This is a genomic window from Lepagella muris (genome assembly GCF_004793975.1).
GTDB classification, from domain to species: domain Bacteria; phylum Bacteroidota; class Bacteroidia; order Bacteroidales; family Muribaculaceae; genus Lepagella; species Lepagella muris.
The window spans coordinates 34,175-53,564 of record NZ_SRYB01000034.1 but is presented as its reverse complement, the minus strand read 5'-3'; the positions used below and the strand labels follow the sequence as shown (position 1 = coordinate 53,564).

Genomic DNA, 19,390 nt, shown 5'->3' with positions numbered 1-19,390 from the left:
AACCGAAACACTTAAAAAAGTGAGCTGAATACGGAACAACTAACTGAACACCCTACTTATTAAGCTTCATAGCTGCATTATAATGTATGACAGCATTTGCATAATCCTCCTCTTCCACACACATATCCCCTCTTAATATCCGCACATTATAGGTATATTTACATGGAGTCTTGATAAATTCTTCCAAAATTTTCAACCCGTTCTTCCTTTTCCCTATCTTCAGCATACACAATGCCATCCCGAAATGAGATTGTCTATTATCGTTATCCAACTTATATGCCTTGCTGAAATGTTGCAATGCCATTTCATAATCATTCTTTTCTCGCATACATTCTTCACCAAGCTCTGTAAACTCCTTTGAAATCTCCTTCAGAAGCCTATTCTTCGACTGCAATTCTTTCCGTAATTTAGTTATTACTGAAAGAAAACCGGCAATCATTCTTCTCACGCTTCTTTTTTCAAAAATATGCGTCAGGGTATCAGCCTCCCACAACATCTCAACTACATCATAGAAATCTCCTCGTGAAAAGGCATCAGCTGCCGATTTTGATAATCTGGCGGACTCTGCTTCCCTCAATACGCGCTCTATGACACGGTGATCATTATAGTTATAGCTGAATTCAGAAGCACCTCTACTTACTATTATATCACTACGTTGCAACGGATTGATAAAACGCACGCCTTCCAAACTCCTGCAACGACTCAAAGCCACGTAGGTCTGACCTGCCGTAAATGCTCCCCCCGTCATATCAATAGTGACATTTCCGAATGTTAGACCCTGGCTTTTATGTATCGTAAGTGCCCATGCCGCACGTAAGGGATATTGAGAAAAGGTGCCAATAACCTCCTCTTTTACTTTTCTCTCCTTCTCGTCATAAATATAATTAATATTCTGCCATTCCTCTTTTTCCACAGTCTCCACTCTATGATTTTCAAGCTCTACCTGAATCTTATCCTCAGATATATCTTTGACCATTGCTATAGTACCGTTCACCCATCTATGATCGCGATCATTTCGGATAAGCATCACTTGTGCACCTTTTTTCAATACCAGTTCAAGATCCGTGGGGAGTATCTTTTCAGGAAACTCATCCTTTATTTCCCCCTTAAAGATATACTCCTCCCCACTGAGAGCAGCCATCTTATCATAATTTATGGAAGAAGCCACATCCCGTCGTGTAGTCAGCGTTATACCAAAATCCCCACCATCATCAGAAGCAGTGGACATAATCCTTGAATTAAGTATCGCAAGATCTTCCTTTGTGGTTTGACTTAGACGAAGACGATCAAGCATACTTATGAATTTACGGTCAGTCTGACGATATATTTTCTTCAATTCCACCGATACCAGATTAGCAGAATCATACGCCCGCGCATTAAAAAAGAAATAATCTTGATAATATTTTGACAATATCTGCCTTGATTCATTCGTGACAACCGGCTCAAGTTGGAAAATATCACCGACGAGAAGAAGCTGAATACCTCCAAATGGTTTACCTCTACGTCCTGTAATTGCACGCAACACACGATCTATGAAATCAATCATATCCGGACGCACCATCGATACCTCGTCAATTATAATCAGTTCCAACTCTTTGATAAGCTTTATCTTATTTTTAGAATATCTTCTGCTTTTCTTAAGAGCCATGATTGAATAATCATCATCATCCGGAGGAACCGGTCGCAATGGCATCTGAAAGAATGAATGGATCGTAACTCCACCTACATTCACTGCCGCTACTCCGGTAGGAGCCAATACCACATATTTCTTCTTAATATTATTACAGATATACCGAAGAAAGGTAGATTTCCCGGAACCGGCTTTACCCGTAAGGAATACATTGGCATTCGTGGTGGTCAGCAATTTATACATCTGCTGAAATTCCTCGTTATCCAGATCTATGGTATGTGGAATATCTTTCATCTGCGCTTTTCTTTTCAATAAAGGTAGTAAGTAAATAATACCATTCCCACCAATTATGAACTCTTACATAATAAAATTGGGAACCAACTAAATATTGATTCCCAATCAGTTAAAATTTAGTGGAGCATATCGGACTCGAACCGACCACCTCTTGACTGCCAGTCAAACGCTCTAGCCAGATGAGCTAATGCCCCTCTTTTCTTTTGCAAATTTATAATATTCTATCTACTTTTCAAAATATTTCAAGAAATATTTTGAAAAAATTTTTATACCATATCATAATCATCTAAGAATCACAGATAAAAAAATCACACATCTCCATAAGAATAAATCTGGAGATGTGTGATTTTTTTATCCTAAATATCTGTTTCCTCACAAATTTTTCAGAATGTCTATCCGTTCATGAGGATTGGATGATCCAAACACGTAACTGCCGGCAACCAATATGTCGGCACCTGCCTCGGCAAGCTCAGCTCCTGTCCGATCATTCACTCCTCCATCTATCTGAATCTTGGCATGGCTTCCGCTTTCCTCTATTAGCCTACGTAATCTGCGTGTCTTTTCCAGCGTATGACGGATAAATGGTTGTCCGCCAAATCCGGGATTAACCGACATCAATAATACCAGATCCAAATCTTGGATTATATCGTTCAACATAACCACCGGTGTCGATGGATTCAATGTGACGCCTGCTTTCATCCCGGCTTGATGGATATGCTGAATCGTACTATGAAGATGCTTGCAACTCTCGACATGCACGTTCATCAGATACGCACCACAATCCCTTACTTGCGCCACCCATTTATCCGGCTCAACAATCATCAAATGTACGTCCATGGGCTTGCTGCATATCTTTCCTACAGCGTCAAGCACTGAAAAACCGAATGATATGTTTGGAACGAAAACTCCGTCCATCACGTCAAGGTGTAAATAATCGGCATGAGAATCATTTATCATCTCTACCTCTTTCCGCAGATTCAAGAAATCCGCAGCTAATAACGAAGGGGATACTTCCATGTTAGATTATAAGTATGTGTTGATTGCTTAAAGACTTTCCTTATGTTTGGGTTTGAATGCATTCCAAAGTATGAATATCAGACATACCAATGCTATACCATACCCAAACCATGTCAGATATTTGTTATACTCCTCCACCTTTTCGAAAAGCTGATCAGGTGATACTGTCGTCGACAACCAATAGCCGAGAGCTGCCAATATTCCATTCCATACCAATGCACCAAGACCTGTAAATATGGCAAACTGCCCTATATTCATTCGGGAAAGACCGGCAGGAATTGAGATCAACTGACGGATTGCAGGAATAAGACGTCCGATAAATGTGGATATTGCCCCATGTTTATCAAAATATGCCTCTGCCTTATCCACTTTCTGACGATTAATCATCAGCATGTGGCCGAAGCGACTGTCTGCAAATGCATACACCACAGGACGCCCTATCCATAATGCGATGTAGTAATTTATGAATGCGCCAACAAGAGCTCCCAAAGTAGCAAAACATACCACCATAAAGATATTCATATCCGACCCGGCCCCCGTATTAGTGCAGGCAAGATAAGCTGCCGGTGGCACAACAACTTCCGATGGGAAAGGGATGAATGAACTCTCCACTACCATGAAGAGAAACACAAAAAGATAATTTGCGTTCTCTACAAACCATTGAAAAAACTGGCTGGCATCAAATATTGCCAGAGGTATTAAATCAAGCATCATGTTCAATTTAAATAGGTTATTCAAATAAGTCCCGTAGATTCCAGCATACGCCTGTAATACCGGGCCTTTATCTCAAGTTTCATTGGATAAGCACGGGATGACGAGGGCATACGCCAATGACGAAAGACTCGTTCTTTGCCTTCAACTTCAATTCTACATTCAACCCATTCTCCGACCTTGGGCACTGTTGTCCCGGTAAGACCAGCCACAACACCAGCGGCCTTCTCACCCGTAGTGGCAATAGCGACACATTCCGGCAATGAGACAAGTGTTGACGACAGATCTATCGGCTTATTGATCTGAAGCCATTTGTCGGACGCATTATCCTTTATCCTGACCACTTCCTTGCCGGTATCGCTCAATGCTATCCCTTTTTCTCGAAGCAGGCTTTTGATTTTATCAAGATGAAATGTCTTGTGGGCATCATCCACTAATGCATCCTTACTTCCAAAATATATCAACCCGAATATTCGCCACATGTCGTTGATATAATTCGGATAATAAAAATGCATTGACCATCTATTCTGTTTCGGTGGAAATGTCCCACACATAAGCAGTTTGCTGTTTTCCGGAAAAAACGGCTCAAGAGGATGTGCCTCTGTCAAAATCTCATCCTTCATCTCTTCGTTAATACTGCAACAACATTCTCTGCCAACCGTGCTGCATCTTCAAATGTAAACTGAGTAGCCGACTGCTTCATATCCAGACTGTCAACAATATCCAATTTCATCTTTTCCGCATATTCCTTCATCTTGCCTGAAGCCGCCGATGCCCAAGTGAAGGAACTGAATGTAGCAAACACTTTATTCTTAATCTCCCTTGTAGACATTGCTATCAGAAATTGCTCCACCGGTGGGAAAATCTGCATGGAATATGTAGGAGAACCTACAATCAGACCCTCATAACGGAATGCATCTGAAATCATATAGCTCATATTTGATTTCGACGCATTATGTATCTTTATATTCTTGACGCCTCTCGCTGCAAGCTGTCTGCCGATTTCCTCTGCCACCTCTGCTGTATTTCCATACATCGACCCATATATGATTGTGACACCCGGCTCACTTTCATATTGGCTCAGGCGATTATAGATATCAAGAGCCTTCCCGATGTTTTCATGCCATATAGGTCCATGCGTGGAGCACACATACTTTATATCAAGACCTGACACCTTTGCCAAAGCCTTCTGCACAAAACGTCCGTATTTACCTACGATATTGGAATAATAGCGATACATCTCATCCCAATACCAATCCGTATTCATCTCTGTATCGATGACGCCTCCATTCAATGCTCCGAAGGTGCCGAGAGCATCTCCGGTAAACAATATGCAATCCTCCTCTACATAGGTCATCATGGTTTCAGGCCAATGCACCATCGGAGTCAAATAGAATTTCAGATTCTTATTGCCGAGATTCAGTTCTGCGCCATCTCCCACCTCTATGAAACGGTCATCCTCAATATGATAATATCCCTTGACCATAGATATTGTCTGACGGTTGCCCACAAGTTTTGCCATGGGATAATGTTCAAGTATCGACGGTATGCCTCCGGAATGATCAGGCTCCATGTGATTGATCACCAGATAATCAATCTGCGCATCTCCGATCTGCGATTCTATTGCTCTTATGTAATCGCGTATTGTGCCTATCTCAACCGTATCAATAAGAGCAATCTTTTCGCTCCCCTTAACGATATATGAATTATAGCTGACGCCGTAAGGCAATGGCCACAAGTTTTCAAATCTGTCGGTTGTTCGGTCGTTGACTCCAACATAAAAAACATCTTCTGTAATTTCGCGGATATTCATTATCTTTTTGTTTTACGCTCGGAATTTTATTCCGTTATGATTGTATCATATATTTGCGAAGCATTACGCCTCACCTATTATTTCTTTGCAAAATTACTTAAAAAACAATTCACAACCAAGATTGAATGACTTTATCTGACAATTGAAATGCACCTATACTCACTTTTTTCAATATCCAACCAAGAAATTTTTGTAATTTTGCATCGTTTTGAATCAATGATTTTAACAATAATGAAAACATCCTTAATCACCATCCTTCTGCTTGTCATATCTAATATATTTATGACATTCGCCTGGTATGGACATCTGAAGCTACAATCTTCAGGCATTTCTAAAAATTGGCCGCTTTTCGTGGTAATACTCTTCTCATGGGCTATAGCCCTTGCTGAATATTGTTTCATGGTTCCTGCAAACCGCATGGGTTATAACGGAAACGGTGGACCCTTCTCTCTCTTCCAACTTAAGGTAATGCAGGAAGTAATCACTCTCACTGTTTTTACAGTGGTAGCCATGTTCTTCTTTTCCGGAGAAAAATTGCAATGGAACCACATTGCTGCCTTCTTCTGCCTGATTGGTGCGGTATGCTTCGTTTTTCTTCCCAACAAATAATCTATTATGTTCTATCATTTCGCTCCGGTACAAGGTCATACCGATGCACCCTACCGACATTTCCATGCCTTTACATACGGCTCTGAGTCTATATACTATACCCCTTTCATCCGGTTGGAACATGGCGCATTGCGCCCTCGCGACCTGAAAGATTTCACAAGCGGTCTGAATGATAATCAAAAACTGATTCCTCAAATCATTTTCCGCGATAAGGATGAGCTTTCCGCTCTTGTCAGATTAATGATTGAGAACGGTGCTTCTGAAATTGACCTGAACATGGGATGTCCGTTCCCTCTACAGACAGGACATGGCAGAGGAGCCGCCACTGTCGCCAATAAGGATCTGGCTCATGACGTTGCCGAAATTATTGCGAATAATCCAGGGATAACATTCTCAGTAAAAATACGTCTTGGCTTTTCAGATGCCGATGAATGGAAGAATCTGATTCCTGAATTAAATAAAGTGGAGGTATCCCACATTGCAGTTCATCCGAGAGTAGCCAAACAGCAATATGGAGGACAGCTCATTCTCGACAGCTTCAAGGAAATTCTTGACCAAAGCAAGAATCCGGTTGTATTCAATGGAGAGATACATACCCCTCAGGATATTGATAAAGTCTTAAATGATTTCAATGGAATTAACGGAATAATGATTGGTAGAGGTCTGCTTGCCCGTCCCTCTCTTATTAAGGAATATCTATCCGGTAAGGAATGGGATAAAGCCGACAGAGTGGAAGAGATGCTGAAATTCCATCGTCTATTGCTCGACTATTATTCCGACACTCTATGCGGCGATAGCCAAATTATCTCAAAAATAAAACCTTTCTGGGAATATGCTGAAGAGGAAATCGGAAGAAAAGCCTGGAAGGCAATAAAGAAAGCCTCTAATATGGCAAAATACAATTCTGCTGTGGCTTTAATCTAACAACATTGTTCATAAAAACACTATATGCGTATTCTTATCTTAGCTGCAATGGACAAGGAAGTGCAGCTTATCAAAAACATCCTTGAGAATGCTAAATGCGAAAATGTAAACGGCAACTTACCTATTATCCGGGGATCAATAAATGGACACACCATATATGTCGGGAAATGTGGGATAGGGAAGGTCAACGCCGCCGTCAATACATTATTGCTTATTAACACTTTACACCCCGACTTGATTCTCAACAGTGGTGTGGCTGGCGGAGCAGGGCTTCCGATAGGATCAGTATTGGTGGCTGACAATGTGGCATACGACGATGTATGGTGTGGTCCCGGTACCACCTACGGACAGGCAGACAACAACCCTCTGTTTTTCACACCTTACACAGAAACAATAAATTTAATCCGCGACTCCGGATTGGATAGACATGTGGTATTCGGACTTATCTGTAGTGGCGACAAATTCATCTCTTCATCTGAAGAGATTGCATTCATCCGCTCCCACTTCCCCGACGTAAAGGCTGTCGATATGGAATCAGCAGCCATCGCCCACGTATGCCACATGACATCAACGCCATTCAATATAATAAGAGTGGTCAGCGACACTCCGGGAGAAGGTGAGAACATCAGCCAGTATAAGGATTTCTGGGTAAAGGCTCCGGAAAAGACATTTACCATCTTAAAAGATCTGATTCAACATATCTGACAGATGAAACTCACCATCAAAAAATCGCACATGAAGACCCTCATGCTTCCCATCGCAATGGTGGGAGGCGCGGTTTTCTCGCCTTGGATGCAATATCTCACTTTCCTCTCTCCTTACCTTATCTTCACAATGCTGTTCATCACCTATTGCAAATTGGAGATAAGAGACTTCAGACCTAACCGATTTGAAATCACCCTACTGTTCGCACAGATAATATTGGCTGCCGTGGCATACGGACTCACCTTTTTCTGGAATCGCACGCTTGCTGAAGGGGTGTTCATCTGCTTCTTTATCCCGACAGCCACCGCGGCTCCGGTCATCACCTCAATGTTGGGCGGAAGCATCTCAAAAGTTGCCACATACAGTCTGATGTGTAATGCTCTGGTAGCTGTGACCGGTCCGATTATATTTGCGGCAATAGGCGAACACTCAGAGATATCATTCTTTGATTCGTTCAAGCTAATCCTATCTCAAGTGTTCCCTCTTATACTGATGCCCCTTGCCATTGCGTTGATTCTGCGATATTCCGCGCCTGATATCCATTCAAAAATCGTTAGAATGCAACAATTGTCATTCTATCTATGGGCGATTGCCATATTCATCGTCGTGGGCAGCTGCGTAAGCTTCGCGATAAAGAATTGGACTCCTGACTCTACCGGCACAATATGCCTGCTGGCATTTGGTGCGCTTGTCGCATGCCTGCTACAATTCAAGTTGGGAAGAGTCATCGGCGGAAAATTCGGCGACAAGGTGGCAGGAGGACAAGGCCTCGGACAAAAAAACACGGTTCTCGCCGTCTGGTTAGCTCTCGCATACCTGAATCCATTGGCATCGCTTGCCCCGGCAGCCTACGTAGCTTGGCAAAATATCATCAACTCTTGGCAACTTATGAGACACCAGTCAAGAATAAATGCAAGGAGAATGGACAACTCTATTGGGCAGTAGTAGATGTATTATCCGATGATTTTGAAGGACGGGACTTCCCGTCCTTTTTTATTGTCCCTTTTTTATTACCATTCCTGCCACGTCCCTTTGTCCCGTGCCAATTCCCCTTTCTTTTTCTACTACCTTTATCCTCATCACGTTTATCATAGGAAGGTGCAGCGCCCAACTCCTCAGGCACCGGCAATTTCTCAACCTCTCGCTCCAGAAGGCGTTCAATATTTCTAAATTTACCTCTCTCCTTCTCGCTTATAAACGTATATGCACTCCCTTCTCGGTCAGCCCGCGCCGTGCGTCCGATACGATGCACGTAATCCTCCGCTTCATTCGGCACATCATAATTGATGACTGTCTCTATATTATCTATATCTATACCACGGGAAATGATATCCGTGGCAACCACCACATTAATCTTACCCGCCTTGAAATCAAGCATAACATCCTCTCTTACTTGCTGGTCAAGATCAGAATGCATCTCTCCCACTTTCAAATGCAGCTTACGCAGGGATTTCGCAAGATCTTTCACCTTATGTTTTGACGATGAAAAGACAATGACCCTACGTGGTGGTGTCTCCTTAAAGAATTTCTCAAGAATCGGCAGTTTCTGTGTCTCATAGCACACCACCGCCCGTTGACATATCTTCTCCGCAGGTTTAGACACGGCAATCTTCACCTCTACCGGATTATTAAGTATCTGGGCTGCCAATTGCTGGATCTTAGGAGGCATAGTTGCCGAAAACAGCAATGTCTGTCTATCTTTAGGAAGATGTCCTATAATTTGCATTATATCATCCAGAAATCCCATATCAAGCATACGGTCGGCCTCATCCAGGATGAAAAATGACACTTTCGACAAATCTACATACCCCATGCTGAGATGCGCGAGAAGACGACCCGGAGTCGCAATCACAACATCGGCACCCATTTTCAGTCCTTTTCTCTGTTGCTCATACGTGCGTCCGTCCGTACCTCCATAAATAGCCATGCTGCTGACAGGCATGAAATATGAGAATCCTTGCATCTGACGGTCAATTTGCTGGGCAAGTTCCCGCGTCGGTGCCATGACCACACAATTCACATTATCCTGAGAATAATTATCATTCACAAGTCGCTCTATCACCGGGAGAAGATATGCTGCGGTCTTACCTGTGCCTGTCTGTGCCACTGCAAGAAGGTCATGACCGGCAAGCACGGGGGGAATTGATAATTCCTGAATAGGAGTACATTCATCAAAATGCATATCATATAGTGCATCAAGCAAATCATCATTAGTCAATATATCTTCAAATTTCATTTCTGTCGATGTTATTTGTGCGTAGGCTGACGTCACAAGTTATTTTTTAGGGAGATGAAGTTCAGACAAAACTTCAATTACTCACTGCAAAATTAACGAAAAAAATCAGTTGACACAAATGATGATGTGCCAACTGATTCTTTATCCAATGAAGTTGTTTCCAATAATGAAAGAGACAGATATTATTATCTCATCATACGAAGCCATTTCCGATAGCCAAGAATAGCTATCACCGTGTAAATGGCATACAACAAGCAATAGAACGGAAGTCCCTTATAATAATACAATCCACTGCACACTATGTCTACGACAAACCATATCAGCCACTGCTCCGCATATTTACGCGCCATCATCCATAGCCCGACAATCGACAAAGCCGTCGTGAACGAATCTGCCACAGGCACCGTTGAATCGGTCAGACTCACAAGCATCCACCATATAGCATACCATAAAATAATGGCGACAATTGCTACACCACACCACACTCTTACCGGTGTATGCGTAATCTCACGTCCTGTCTGCTTATTATCCTGACTCTCATCCAACGCCTCCCCCGACTTTTTTTTCTTCGCCCCCCTTGTCCAGGAAATAAAGCCATACACCGCAATTATAAGATAGTAGATATTTATGGCAAAATCCGCATACAATCCTTTGGAATAATATATCCACATTGAAATCATTGGCATGACAACTGACGCAAGCCACACTTTTGCGTCTGCCTGATATTCCCACCAAAGATAAAGTATGCCTACTGCAAAGCCTAATATTTCTCTTATACTTCCGAAATCCATATAATCAGAACTTAAAAACCAAATTTGCCATCACGTGAGTGGGTGCCTGTGCGGCATAGCCTGCATACCGGTAAATCACCTTCTCTCCACCATCCATATAATAGCCTGCTCCGGCATAACCATTATTGAAATATTTCTTATTGAATATATTGTAGATAGAGAAGCCCACTTTCAATTCCTTTATACCCCACACCCTCTTGAAACTATATCCGAGATGCAGATCCGTCAAAAAATATGGATCAAGTTTTGCTTCCTCGCTATGCGCATTTGTCATATACTGTTTGCTTACATAACTGCTGTTGATTGAAGCCTCTGCATTTCCGTATGTGAAATTGAATGAATTGTTAAACAACAAATCCGGAGAGAATGATATCGGTGTGTCGCCTCGATCAAACGATATGGGATTGGTCCACTCATCCTCATATATATACTCCACAAAATTCTTTATACGGTTGCGCGACAACGTGAGATTAAACTGCCAGTCAAACCAATGACACGGTTTATACTCCGTCTGAAACTCCACACCCATTCTGTATGAATCAGGCACATTGACACTTAACGGATTGCCCGTATCAGATAATTCGCCAGTAGCAACCAATTGGTCAGTGTAGTGCATATAATAGAGATTCACTCCGGCAGAAAATACGGGAGTGCTATAAGAATAGCCTAACTCAAAATCATTCAGACGTTCCGATTCCGGTCTATGATTGGGATCACCATCCGTAAAGTTATCACGGGTAGGTTCTTTCTGGACCACCGACCAAGATGCAAACGCACGATGATTTCCACCGCTATAGTTCAATCCTAATTTAGGATTAAAGAAATTCCATATCCTATGCACGTCAAGCACCGCCGGAGCTCCAATATTCCAATCATAATTATCTGATTCTCCCTTTATAGTATAATGGATATGGCGATATTGTAAATCCACGAAAGCCGACAAATCTGAATTTATATCAAAATTTGTACGGACATAAGTATTTATATCGCTTTTCCTTCCGATATTATCATAATATCTCTGGAGTGGGTCGATCTCCCCTATATAATTCCTCACCCACTTTATCTCGCCATAATGATGTCCTTTGAAATTTGTGACAGCCACTCCCGCCACGGCATTCCACCGTGACCGTCTGTAGTTCAACGACACCTGAGCTCCATAGAAATCATTCACGTTATATTTAAGACGTATGAGATCCGACTTCTTAATCTCAGTCCCCGAAGCATCAATGAAAGGAGTCAGACCATACTCCACAAGCGTTCTGTTTGTCTTATACTGGTCATAATATCCATTATCCTTAGTATAATGAAGAGCAGCATTCAGACTGAAATAGTCGCCGAGGTGTCTGGATAGCAACGCCTGGAAATGATGCTGGATATAATTATCGTTCTGATCGGCATAATATGCCGTATTGCCATCCTTATCTGTATACTTACCGCATGGATTATATCTGCGCCCATATTTTACCATTTCTTCAAGAGAAGCATAATCCCATGCCATATAAGTCTTCTCCTTACCACCGAATACAAGGAAACGCAACTGCGTGTCAACATCTCGATATGCAGCCTGCGTGAAATAACTCCAAAGCTCACTTGACGCCCTGTCGATATATCCATCCGAACCCAGATGGCTGATACGCGCATCAAAACTCCAATGATTGCCCAAAAGTCCGGAACCTACCCTTATGGTCTCCCTATTCGTATTATAAGAACCATACGCACCCGACACCTCCGCATACGCATTCTCTGAAGGAGCATCTGTAACCATATTGACGCTTGCGCCAAATGCGCCCGCGCCATTCGTAGACGTGCCGGCTCCCCTCTGAATCTGTACATCCCGCAATGACGATGCCAAATCCGGCATATTAACCCAATACACATTATGACTTTCAGGATTATTTATTGGAATACCATTGGCTGTGACGTTTATACGCGAACCATCCGTACCACGTATCCGCATGGAGGTATACCCCATTCCGGCACCGGCATCAGAAGTAGTGGTCACAGACGGTGTCATTTTCAAGAGATAGGTCATATCCCTCCCATCATTCGTCTTCAGCAATTCCCGCTTTGATACGTTGGTATACGCAACCGGAGTCTTTGAGTTTGCCCGGTTTGCCACAATCTCCACTTCCTCAAGCATTGATGTCAAGGAATCATTCTGTTCAACCGACACATTTTGTCCGTTGGCAACAAAGCTGATGGGCAAGATAGCCATCGCCGATAAAATGTAAATTTTCATAAAAATTTCACTACGCCGGTATTATCCGGATCAGGTTCAAGGGTATAATCTCAGATCATCCAAGCTGAATCTCGTAGAATGAAGTCTATCCGGATTCAATAACCATACAAGGAATGAACACCCCAATTATGTAAATTATCTCTATGAATTACTCCTAATTCGGCTGCAAATTTATATCTTTTTATCAGAATAAACAAACATTTGTTTCCGATGCCATCTTCAAAATAAATAGTCCAGTATCATTTTCCTGCTCATTCCATTTTAAACTGCCTCAACTCATATTTTATAGACTGTCCATCACTTATAGTCATAAATCAACAAAATATATTTATCTTTTCAAAAATTATTATAAAGTTCTGAAACAATTTCTCATTCACGAATGTTATATGAATGTTAAATCAATTAAAACAACCGTCAAAATGAAAAAAAACGACTCATTCAAACAAAGACTTCTGGGACTACAGGGCAACCTCCTAAGTTTTGCATACCAACTCACCACTGACAAAGAAGAGGCTCGAGATCTTCTTCAGGACACCACTCTGAAGGCTCTCGACAACGAAGAGAAATACGTTGATAATGTCAACTTCAAAGGGTGGATTTTCACTATAATGAGAAATATCTTCATCAATAACTATCGTCAGACCGTAAGAAAGGCTACAGTTATTGATCAGACCGAAGATCTATATCACCTCAACATTTCCCAAGACTCCGGTCTTGACACTCCGGAAGGCTCCTTTGCTGTAAAGGAAATCTCTGCTGCCCTTGACGAATTTACCGATGATTATCGTATCCCCTTCAATATGTATGTCGCCGGATACAAATACAACGAAATCGCCGAGAAAATGAATCTTCCGCTCGGCACTATCAAAAGTCGTATCTTTTTCGCACGTAAAAGACTGCGTGAGCAATTGAAAGACTTCAGATAATTACCGACCCCAACAAGATTTATATTTATCCGACAATTATATTCATTTCAATTACGTATTATAACATTTTGACAGTTGACGTAATGAATTTAAATCAGGATCTAAGCAAAACTTATTTATTAAGGACTTATGCTTAACTGAATAACGTTCGGTCTAATTATTTGATTTCAAAGACCGGTCCGATGCTCGGATCGGTCTTTTCTATTTGGAATATGTATTGACAATTTTATAATACACCTCATCATAACTGCGTTTTAACATAAACTATACGTCGGCATAAGATGCCTGACAAAACTTCATATTTAATTTATCATCATGGTAAGTCAATTTGAATTTTCTCTAAAAGAACGGAATGCCGGATTCCATATCGTCACAAATGAGATTCTGTCTCATATTCCTCACCTACCGACGACAGGCATTATTAACCTATTCATAAAACATACGTCTGCAGCCCTCTCTATAAATGAAAATGCCGATCCCGATGTCAGGATTGATATGAAAAGTATTTTCAACCGATTAGTCAAGGAGCGAGAACCTTATTACCTCCACACCATGGAGGGTGACGACGATATGCCTGCTCATGCAAAATCCTCAATTATCGGGGTATCACTTACAATCCCCATCTCTAACGGAAGGTTAAACCTCGGAACCTGGCAAGGAATTTATCTTTGTGAATTTAGGGATTATGGTGGACCAAGAAAAATCGTGGCTACAATTATAGGGGATTGACACAATCCCCTATTTTCCACTTGACACGATTAAACCATCCGATAATCTCAGAACGAGAAATGCAACGATACCCGTACTCCGCTTTTATCACAATCCGGAGTGTCGCGGTAAGTAAGACGCCACACATAATCCACTCGCAGGAATGTCAATATATTGTCCAGACCAACCCCGATCTCCATATAGGGTGTGGATGACATCTTTCTTGCATCCGCATATTCAGGAAATCTGTAGATTGATGGATTATCCTCCGGATTATTCTTACGATTTAATCCACCGACAAGACCCTTGAACGTAACCGCTTCGCGCAACTTCAACTTATTCAGCAACGGGATATGATTAAATAATATGCCATTACCAAAATAAGTGAAATCTATTGAGGCATACTGATCATTCGCAAATTCCATCGCATTCATAAGAGAATAACTCTCAGGCTGGATAGTATACGACAAATTAGCATTTGGCCACATCAGAGCTGGATAATACACCTGACTCCATATCTTGCCGGCTTTAAGAATCAAGTCAGTATAACCAAATGCTGAAAGCCAAAGACGTTTTTGTATCGATAGCTCTGTCTTGTTGACCGTAAACGCTGACCCAAACATGCCTTTGGGTCCAAACTCATGCGTCAATTGAAAAACCCATGCATCCATGTTTACCGGGAGTCGTAGAGATCTTCCCTGAATGAATTTCTCACCCGGTGCCCATCTCAATGAAAGCCTGAATGCCGACTGATTATAACTCTTGTCATGTCTGCCATCTGCAAAATCAAACGGCACCCATCGGGTTGACTCCTGTGTCTCATATCTGAAACCTGCCTCTACAGAGAAATTATTCGGCAGTTCAAGCACATATCCCAACTCCGCAAGACGACGGTATGTGACAAGAATACTCTTTTTCCTTTTTAAGGAAAGAAACATATTGTCAGAGTTGGTGAAGAGGTAATGCTGTCCGAGCATATCAAGATCGTATGAATACGAACCATAAATACCATGTCGTGGCCATTCATACGAATGATTCTTTTTAGGCACAAAAGAATATTCGACATCTGCCTTATATTTCCATTTCCGGTCTTTAGTGCCATACGCCACATATCCCTTGGCAAACAAATGCGGATTCAACGGCGACATTGTCATGCCGCCTACTCGAAAACGCGCACCTTCAACCGTATTTGAACTGACAAGAGTGTTAAGTGGTCCGAAGTCAAATTTACTTGGTCTACCCGTTCTGACGTATCCGCTCTCCATCAGCGACAGCACCTTCTCCCCCCAATACAATATCGGCACCTTCCTCATCTCCTTCATCATACCCCCCATTCTTGATTCCGCTGCCGAGAGTGACACCATCCTCTCTCTCTGCCAAAAATCATCCGGACGCGTCCTTGCTTCCTCCAACTCTAAATTCCTGCCAAGTTTCTTATAAAAATCCTTCAGATCATCTCGCTTTGCATAGCTGAAATTATCGTAGGCGGTGGTTTTTCGTCCATACATCTTGGGTGTGCCTGACACTATCTGCATCTCCAGACAGATATCATCATACGTCTTATGTCTATTCCCGATGGAATCTTTCTCAAAAGACTGATTGATATACAGATTTTCCACATAATTAAGATTTATATCTTGCGGAGTTCGCATCGTGATTTTCTTTACAAACATCGTCGTGTCGTCGACAGGCACGTAAATCTTTCCATTAAAACCCATCGACTGTGGATTATGTGGGGCAAAGGATAACTCCACACACTTCTCATCTTCCACATACACCGTATCCGTGAGATAATACTTATAAAAATCCGGACCGATAGCTGAGAGAGGACTTACAAAACGATTCTGAAGAATCACCACATTATTGGAAAATATATCAATCTCCCTTATTGCATCCTCCAAGATTATCTGCATGTTCTCTTGATTAAGCACCTCATCAAGACCGGCACTCCTATATCCTCGCACAATCTCCTTATCAGCTCCCTCATCCCGGCTTGCTATTCTTGTGGAAGTCTTCTCCTTTAGCATCAGATCCAAGATTCTCTTACCGGTCCAGGAAGATGTGTCTACATAATTCTCAAACACCTTTCCTTTCTTAGACAAGAATCCCTTTGAAAAGTCACTACGGAAATCATTGAGTCCCAATACAGTCTTCTCATACTTATCATAACTGTAATACGGTGCATTCAGTGGATTATGCAATCCGTACTGACGGCGTATACTATTGACAAAATCAACTGCAGGATTATTCTTCTTCGAATATTTCTCCTTACGCGGACGAATCACAACCTCTGCAAGTTCCACTGACATTGGTGAAAGCCTAATCTCTATAACCGTATCCTTCAATATGTCAGGGATTATCTTTGTATCATAACCCGCATACGACACCTCCCATCTTCCCCCCAACGGCAAATCTAACCGGAATGAACCATTCTCATCCGCCACGAAATTATGACGGGGATTCTGTTTAGAATTAATATTGGCAAACGGGAGTGATTCCCCTGTGATTGAATCTTTGACATGACCAAATATCACTCCTCTGGCTCCTGCCGGAATGGCAAGAACGTTAGCTGAGAATATCGATACCACAGTCAACACCTTGGGCATATTTGCCCGCACAAGACCGATTGTCAGTATTTTTTCAATATATTTGGAAAATTTCCTTAATTTATATACCTTTGTCATAACCAGGTGTCAATATTAACGACATCTTTTGTGTCTATCTTATGAAGACCTTACCAAGGCTTACAGCAGGATTGTTAAATCACACGATTTTCAATCTCTGACTGATATTTACGGATAGACACTATATCATAACGTTTTTATATAGCAAAAATGTTATTTAAAAGAAAAGTTTTAGAAATATTATAAATATGGCACTTGAAATAGAACGGAAATTTATCGTTAATGACGACTCATTTCGGCAGATTGCATACAAATCAATAAGCATCCGACAGGGCTACCTCTCCCGCATCCCGGAAAGGACAATAAGAGTAAGGACAATTGATGACAAAGGATTCCTGACAATAAAAGGGAAAAACATCGGTATTGTCAGAAACGAATTTGAATATGAGATACCATTGGCAGATGCCTTAGAGATTCTCACAATGTGTGTTCCTCCTATTCTTGAAAAGACCCGCTACTTGATAAAATACGACAACTTAACTTGGGAAGTAGACGAATTTCACGGTGCCCGTCAGGGACTTATCATGGCAGAAGTGGAGTTGTCTACAAAAGACACTGAAATAACACTCCCACCTTTCATCGGGAAAGAAGTGACAGGAAATCCAGAATACTACAATTCCAATCTCTAAGGCTGCATTCCATTATACCCTTAAAATCGACCCTCAACGACGTTTCTCAAGGGCATTCAGCATAAGTTCCAGCTCGTCTCGCACGTCCTGGAGCTTACTGATTATATCCATCCGGTTGGAGATATTGGAACGGTTCAGTCGTATCTGTTCCTTTGCCGCATCCAATTTCAACCCCCTTATCTTTACCAGATAGTAAATCAGACGCAACGTCTCAATATTATCAGGAGTATAATACCTGATGTTCGTCGCGCTGCGATACGGTTGCACTTCAGGAAATTCACTTTCCCAAAAACGCAATGTTGACTGCGAGACACCCACCAATTCGGCGGCATCCTTTATCTTATAATATTTCTTTGTCAGATCAGATGAAGCCATCAGAAATTCAACCTTTCTTTTTAATTCTATTTATATAATATGAGATACTATTAATCCATCACGTGTCCGGCATTATCCGCCATCTGTATCATTTCCACGTACTCCTCTGGAGTAAGATCCATAAAATAATAGTTCACCGGATTCTGTGCCTCACCCTTGAATCTCACTTCATAATGAAGATGTGGTCCCGTGGATTTTCCTGTAGAGCCGACCTTGCCGATCATCTGTCCGCGTTTCACCTGACTACCCTCCTTCACAAGTATTTCACTCAGATGCGCATAACGTGTGAGATAGTTATAGCCATGGTCTATGTCAATACAATTGCCATATCCGGCCTCCCGCTTTGCCACCGTTATTTCCCCATCTGCCGTAGCATATACCGGCGTCCCTATCGACGCGGAGAAATCAAGACCTTCATGAAATTTTGAAGAACCATAGATAGGATCCCTGCGATAGCCATAACCCGACGACATTGTGTAATCCTCCACTTTTATCGGGAGCACCGACGGGATATGCGACAGTTTATCCTTCTGCTTCCCGACTGCATCTCGAAGCTGATCAAAACTCTGCACCTGTGCAAAAAGCTGTCGCTCCAGAAGATCCATCCGTTGGGTAAGGTATGTGACCAGACCGGCATCCGAAAGCTGCTGCAATTCCCGGTAGCGCGCCTCATTGTCAAGACCGGAATGACGCTGCAACGGACTCATCGGATCCATCTGCATCATGACTCGGTAAAAGTTATCATCCCTATCCTTTATCCGATCCATCACTTTTAGCGTATTGTCAAGACGCCTGTTCAATATCCCATACTGAGCTTTCAGTTCCGCATTTTCAGCACGAAGGTTCTCCTCTGTCGGGGAATCAAAACAATAGAACACGACAAAGAACAGGACTGCCGCAAGCACCACTGCCATCGACCAAAGCCGACCCCATGATGCCAGACGCATTCGCAACGACGGATAGACCCTTTCAAAGTTATCCGTCTCCGGATTATACTTATAATAAATATTCTTTGACAATTTACGTTTATTTATTCAGTAATCTGAAAAAATAAATTGGCTCATTCTAAAATTATTTCATTTCCAACTGTTCCAAGTTA

The 19,390-nt window shown here is 42.0% G+C and carries 18 protein-coding genes and 1 tRNA gene; 7 read left to right on the top strand and 12 right to left on the bottom strand.

Annotated features, from left to right (window positions below; genetic code table 11):
* Window positions 1-52: 52 nt before the first annotated feature.
* The 6 genes from E5331_RS17115 to E5331_RS17090 all read right to left on the bottom strand — a co-directional run bounded on the left by E5331_RS17115 (window position 53) and on the right by E5331_RS17090 (window position 5,465).
* Window positions 53-1,924, bottom strand: coding sequence for an AAA family ATPase (locus E5331_RS17115; protein ID WP_135985149.1), 1,872 nt, complete (start codon window positions 1,922-1,924; stop codon window positions 53-55).
* Window positions 1,925-2,044: 120 nt separating this feature from the next.
* Window positions 2,045-2,118, bottom strand: a tRNA-Ala gene (locus E5331_RS17110).
* Between the two features lie 178 nt (window positions 2,119-2,296).
* Window positions 2,297-2,941 carry a ribulose-phosphate 3-epimerase gene (rpe, locus tag E5331_RS17105; protein WP_123481313.1) on the bottom strand — a complete coding sequence of 215 codons (645 nt, stop codon included), beginning with the start codon at window positions 2,939-2,941 and terminating at the stop codon, window positions 2,297-2,299.
* Between the two features lie 27 nt (window positions 2,942-2,968).
* Window positions 2,969-3,655, bottom strand: coding sequence for a DedA family protein (locus tag E5331_RS17100; RefSeq protein WP_275441278.1), 687 nt, complete (start codon window positions 3,653-3,655; stop codon window positions 2,969-2,971).
* 20 nt (window positions 3,656-3,675) lie between these two features.
* The gene (locus E5331_RS17095) at window positions 3,676-4,263 is read right to left on the bottom strand and encodes a uracil-DNA glycosylase family protein (RefSeq protein ID WP_275441280.1); all 588 of its coding nucleotides are present in this window, start codon (window positions 4,261-4,263) and stop codon (window positions 3,676-3,678) included.
* An 8-nt stretch (window positions 4,264-4,271) separates the two neighbouring features.
* Window positions 4,272-5,465: an FprA family A-type flavoprotein gene (locus tag E5331_RS17090; protein WP_135985147.1), complete on the bottom strand. Its 1,194-nt coding sequence runs from the start codon at window positions 5,463-5,465 to the stop codon at window positions 4,272-4,274.
* A 231-nt stretch (window positions 5,466-5,696) separates the two neighbouring features.
* Between E5331_RS17090 and E5331_RS17085 the strand changes: the two genes are divergently transcribed.
* From E5331_RS17085 to E5331_RS17070, 4 genes are read left to right on the top strand one after another with little or no spacing between them, the layout of a single operon-like run.
* Window positions 5,697-6,074, top strand: coding sequence for a DMT family protein (locus tag E5331_RS17085; RefSeq protein ID WP_123481475.1), 378 nt, complete (start codon window positions 5,697-5,699; stop codon window positions 6,072-6,074).
* Between the two features lie 6 nt (window positions 6,075-6,080).
* Window positions 6,081-6,998, top strand: coding sequence for a tRNA-dihydrouridine synthase family protein (locus E5331_RS17080; RefSeq protein WP_123481310.1), 918 nt, complete (start codon window positions 6,081-6,083; stop codon window positions 6,996-6,998).
* 24 nt (window positions 6,999-7,022) lie between these two features.
* Window positions 7,023-7,703, top strand: a complete 681-nt coding sequence (locus tag E5331_RS17075) for a 5'-methylthioadenosine/adenosylhomocysteine nucleosidase (protein ID WP_123481309.1) — start codon at window positions 7,023-7,025, stop codon at window positions 7,701-7,703.
* A gap of 3 nt (window positions 7,704-7,706) precedes the next feature.
* A complete protein-coding gene (locus E5331_RS17070) occupies window positions 7,707-8,648 on the top strand; it encodes a bile acid:sodium symporter family protein (RefSeq protein ID WP_275441277.1) in 942 nt (313 codons plus the stop codon).
* Here E5331_RS17070 and E5331_RS17065 read toward each other — a convergent pair.
* From E5331_RS17065 to E5331_RS17055, 3 genes are all read right to left on the bottom strand, one after another.
* Entirely contained in the window at window positions 8,635-9,939 is a 1,305-nt protein-coding gene (locus tag E5331_RS17065) for a DEAD/DEAH box helicase (protein WP_123481308.1), read from the bottom strand. The genes E5331_RS17070 and E5331_RS17065 overlap by 14 nt on opposite strands.
* Before the next feature lie 185 nt (window positions 9,940-10,124).
* Window positions 10,125-10,730, bottom strand: coding sequence for a nicotinamide riboside transporter PnuC (gene pnuC, locus E5331_RS17060; RefSeq protein ID WP_123481307.1), 606 nt, complete (start codon window positions 10,728-10,730; stop codon window positions 10,125-10,127).
* 4 nt (window positions 10,731-10,734) lie between these two features.
* Window positions 10,735-12,969, bottom strand: a complete 2,235-nt coding sequence (locus tag E5331_RS17055) for a TonB-dependent receptor (RefSeq protein WP_135985145.1) — start codon at window positions 12,967-12,969, stop codon at window positions 10,735-10,737.
* Between the two features lie 419 nt (window positions 12,970-13,388).
* Here E5331_RS17055 and E5331_RS17050 point away from each other — a divergent pair, with 419 nt between their 5' ends.
* Together E5331_RS17050 and E5331_RS17045 are read left to right on the top strand one after the other, a co-directional pair.
* A complete protein-coding gene (locus tag E5331_RS17050) occupies window positions 13,389-13,895 on the top strand; it encodes an RNA polymerase sigma factor (protein WP_123481472.1) in 507 nt (168 codons plus the stop codon).
* Between the two features lie 315 nt (window positions 13,896-14,210).
* Window positions 14,211-14,624, top strand: coding sequence for a secondary thiamine-phosphate synthase enzyme YjbQ (locus tag E5331_RS17045; RefSeq protein ID WP_123481306.1), 414 nt, complete (start codon window positions 14,211-14,213; stop codon window positions 14,622-14,624).
* Between the two features lie 47 nt (window positions 14,625-14,671).
* Here the strand turns inward: E5331_RS17045 and E5331_RS17040 are convergent, their stop codons facing one another.
* Window positions 14,672-17,287 (bottom strand): DUF5686 family protein, encoded by a 2,616-nt coding sequence (locus E5331_RS17040; RefSeq protein ID WP_123481305.1) that lies wholly within the window; start codon window positions 17,285-17,287, stop codon window positions 14,672-14,674.
* 188 nt (window positions 17,288-17,475) lie between these two features.
* On the opposite strand from E5331_RS17040, the gene E5331_RS17035 reads away from it, so the two are divergent.
* Window positions 17,476-17,916: a CYTH domain-containing protein gene (locus tag E5331_RS17035; RefSeq protein ID WP_123481304.1), complete on the top strand. Its 441-nt coding sequence runs from the start codon at window positions 17,476-17,478 to the stop codon at window positions 17,914-17,916.
* Between the two features lie 33 nt (window positions 17,917-17,949).
* Here the strand turns inward: E5331_RS17035 and E5331_RS17030 are convergent, their stop codons facing one another.
* Window positions 17,950-18,291: a MerR family transcriptional regulator gene (locus E5331_RS17030; RefSeq protein ID WP_123481303.1), complete on the bottom strand. Its 342-nt coding sequence runs from the start codon at window positions 18,289-18,291 to the stop codon at window positions 17,950-17,952.
* A gap of 50 nt (window positions 18,292-18,341) precedes the next feature.
* Complete coding sequence (locus E5331_RS17025) at window positions 18,342-19,310, bottom strand: M23 family metallopeptidase (RefSeq protein WP_275441276.1); 969 nt, start codon at window positions 19,308-19,310, stop codon at window positions 18,342-18,344.
* Window positions 19,311-19,390 lie beyond the last annotated feature (80 nt).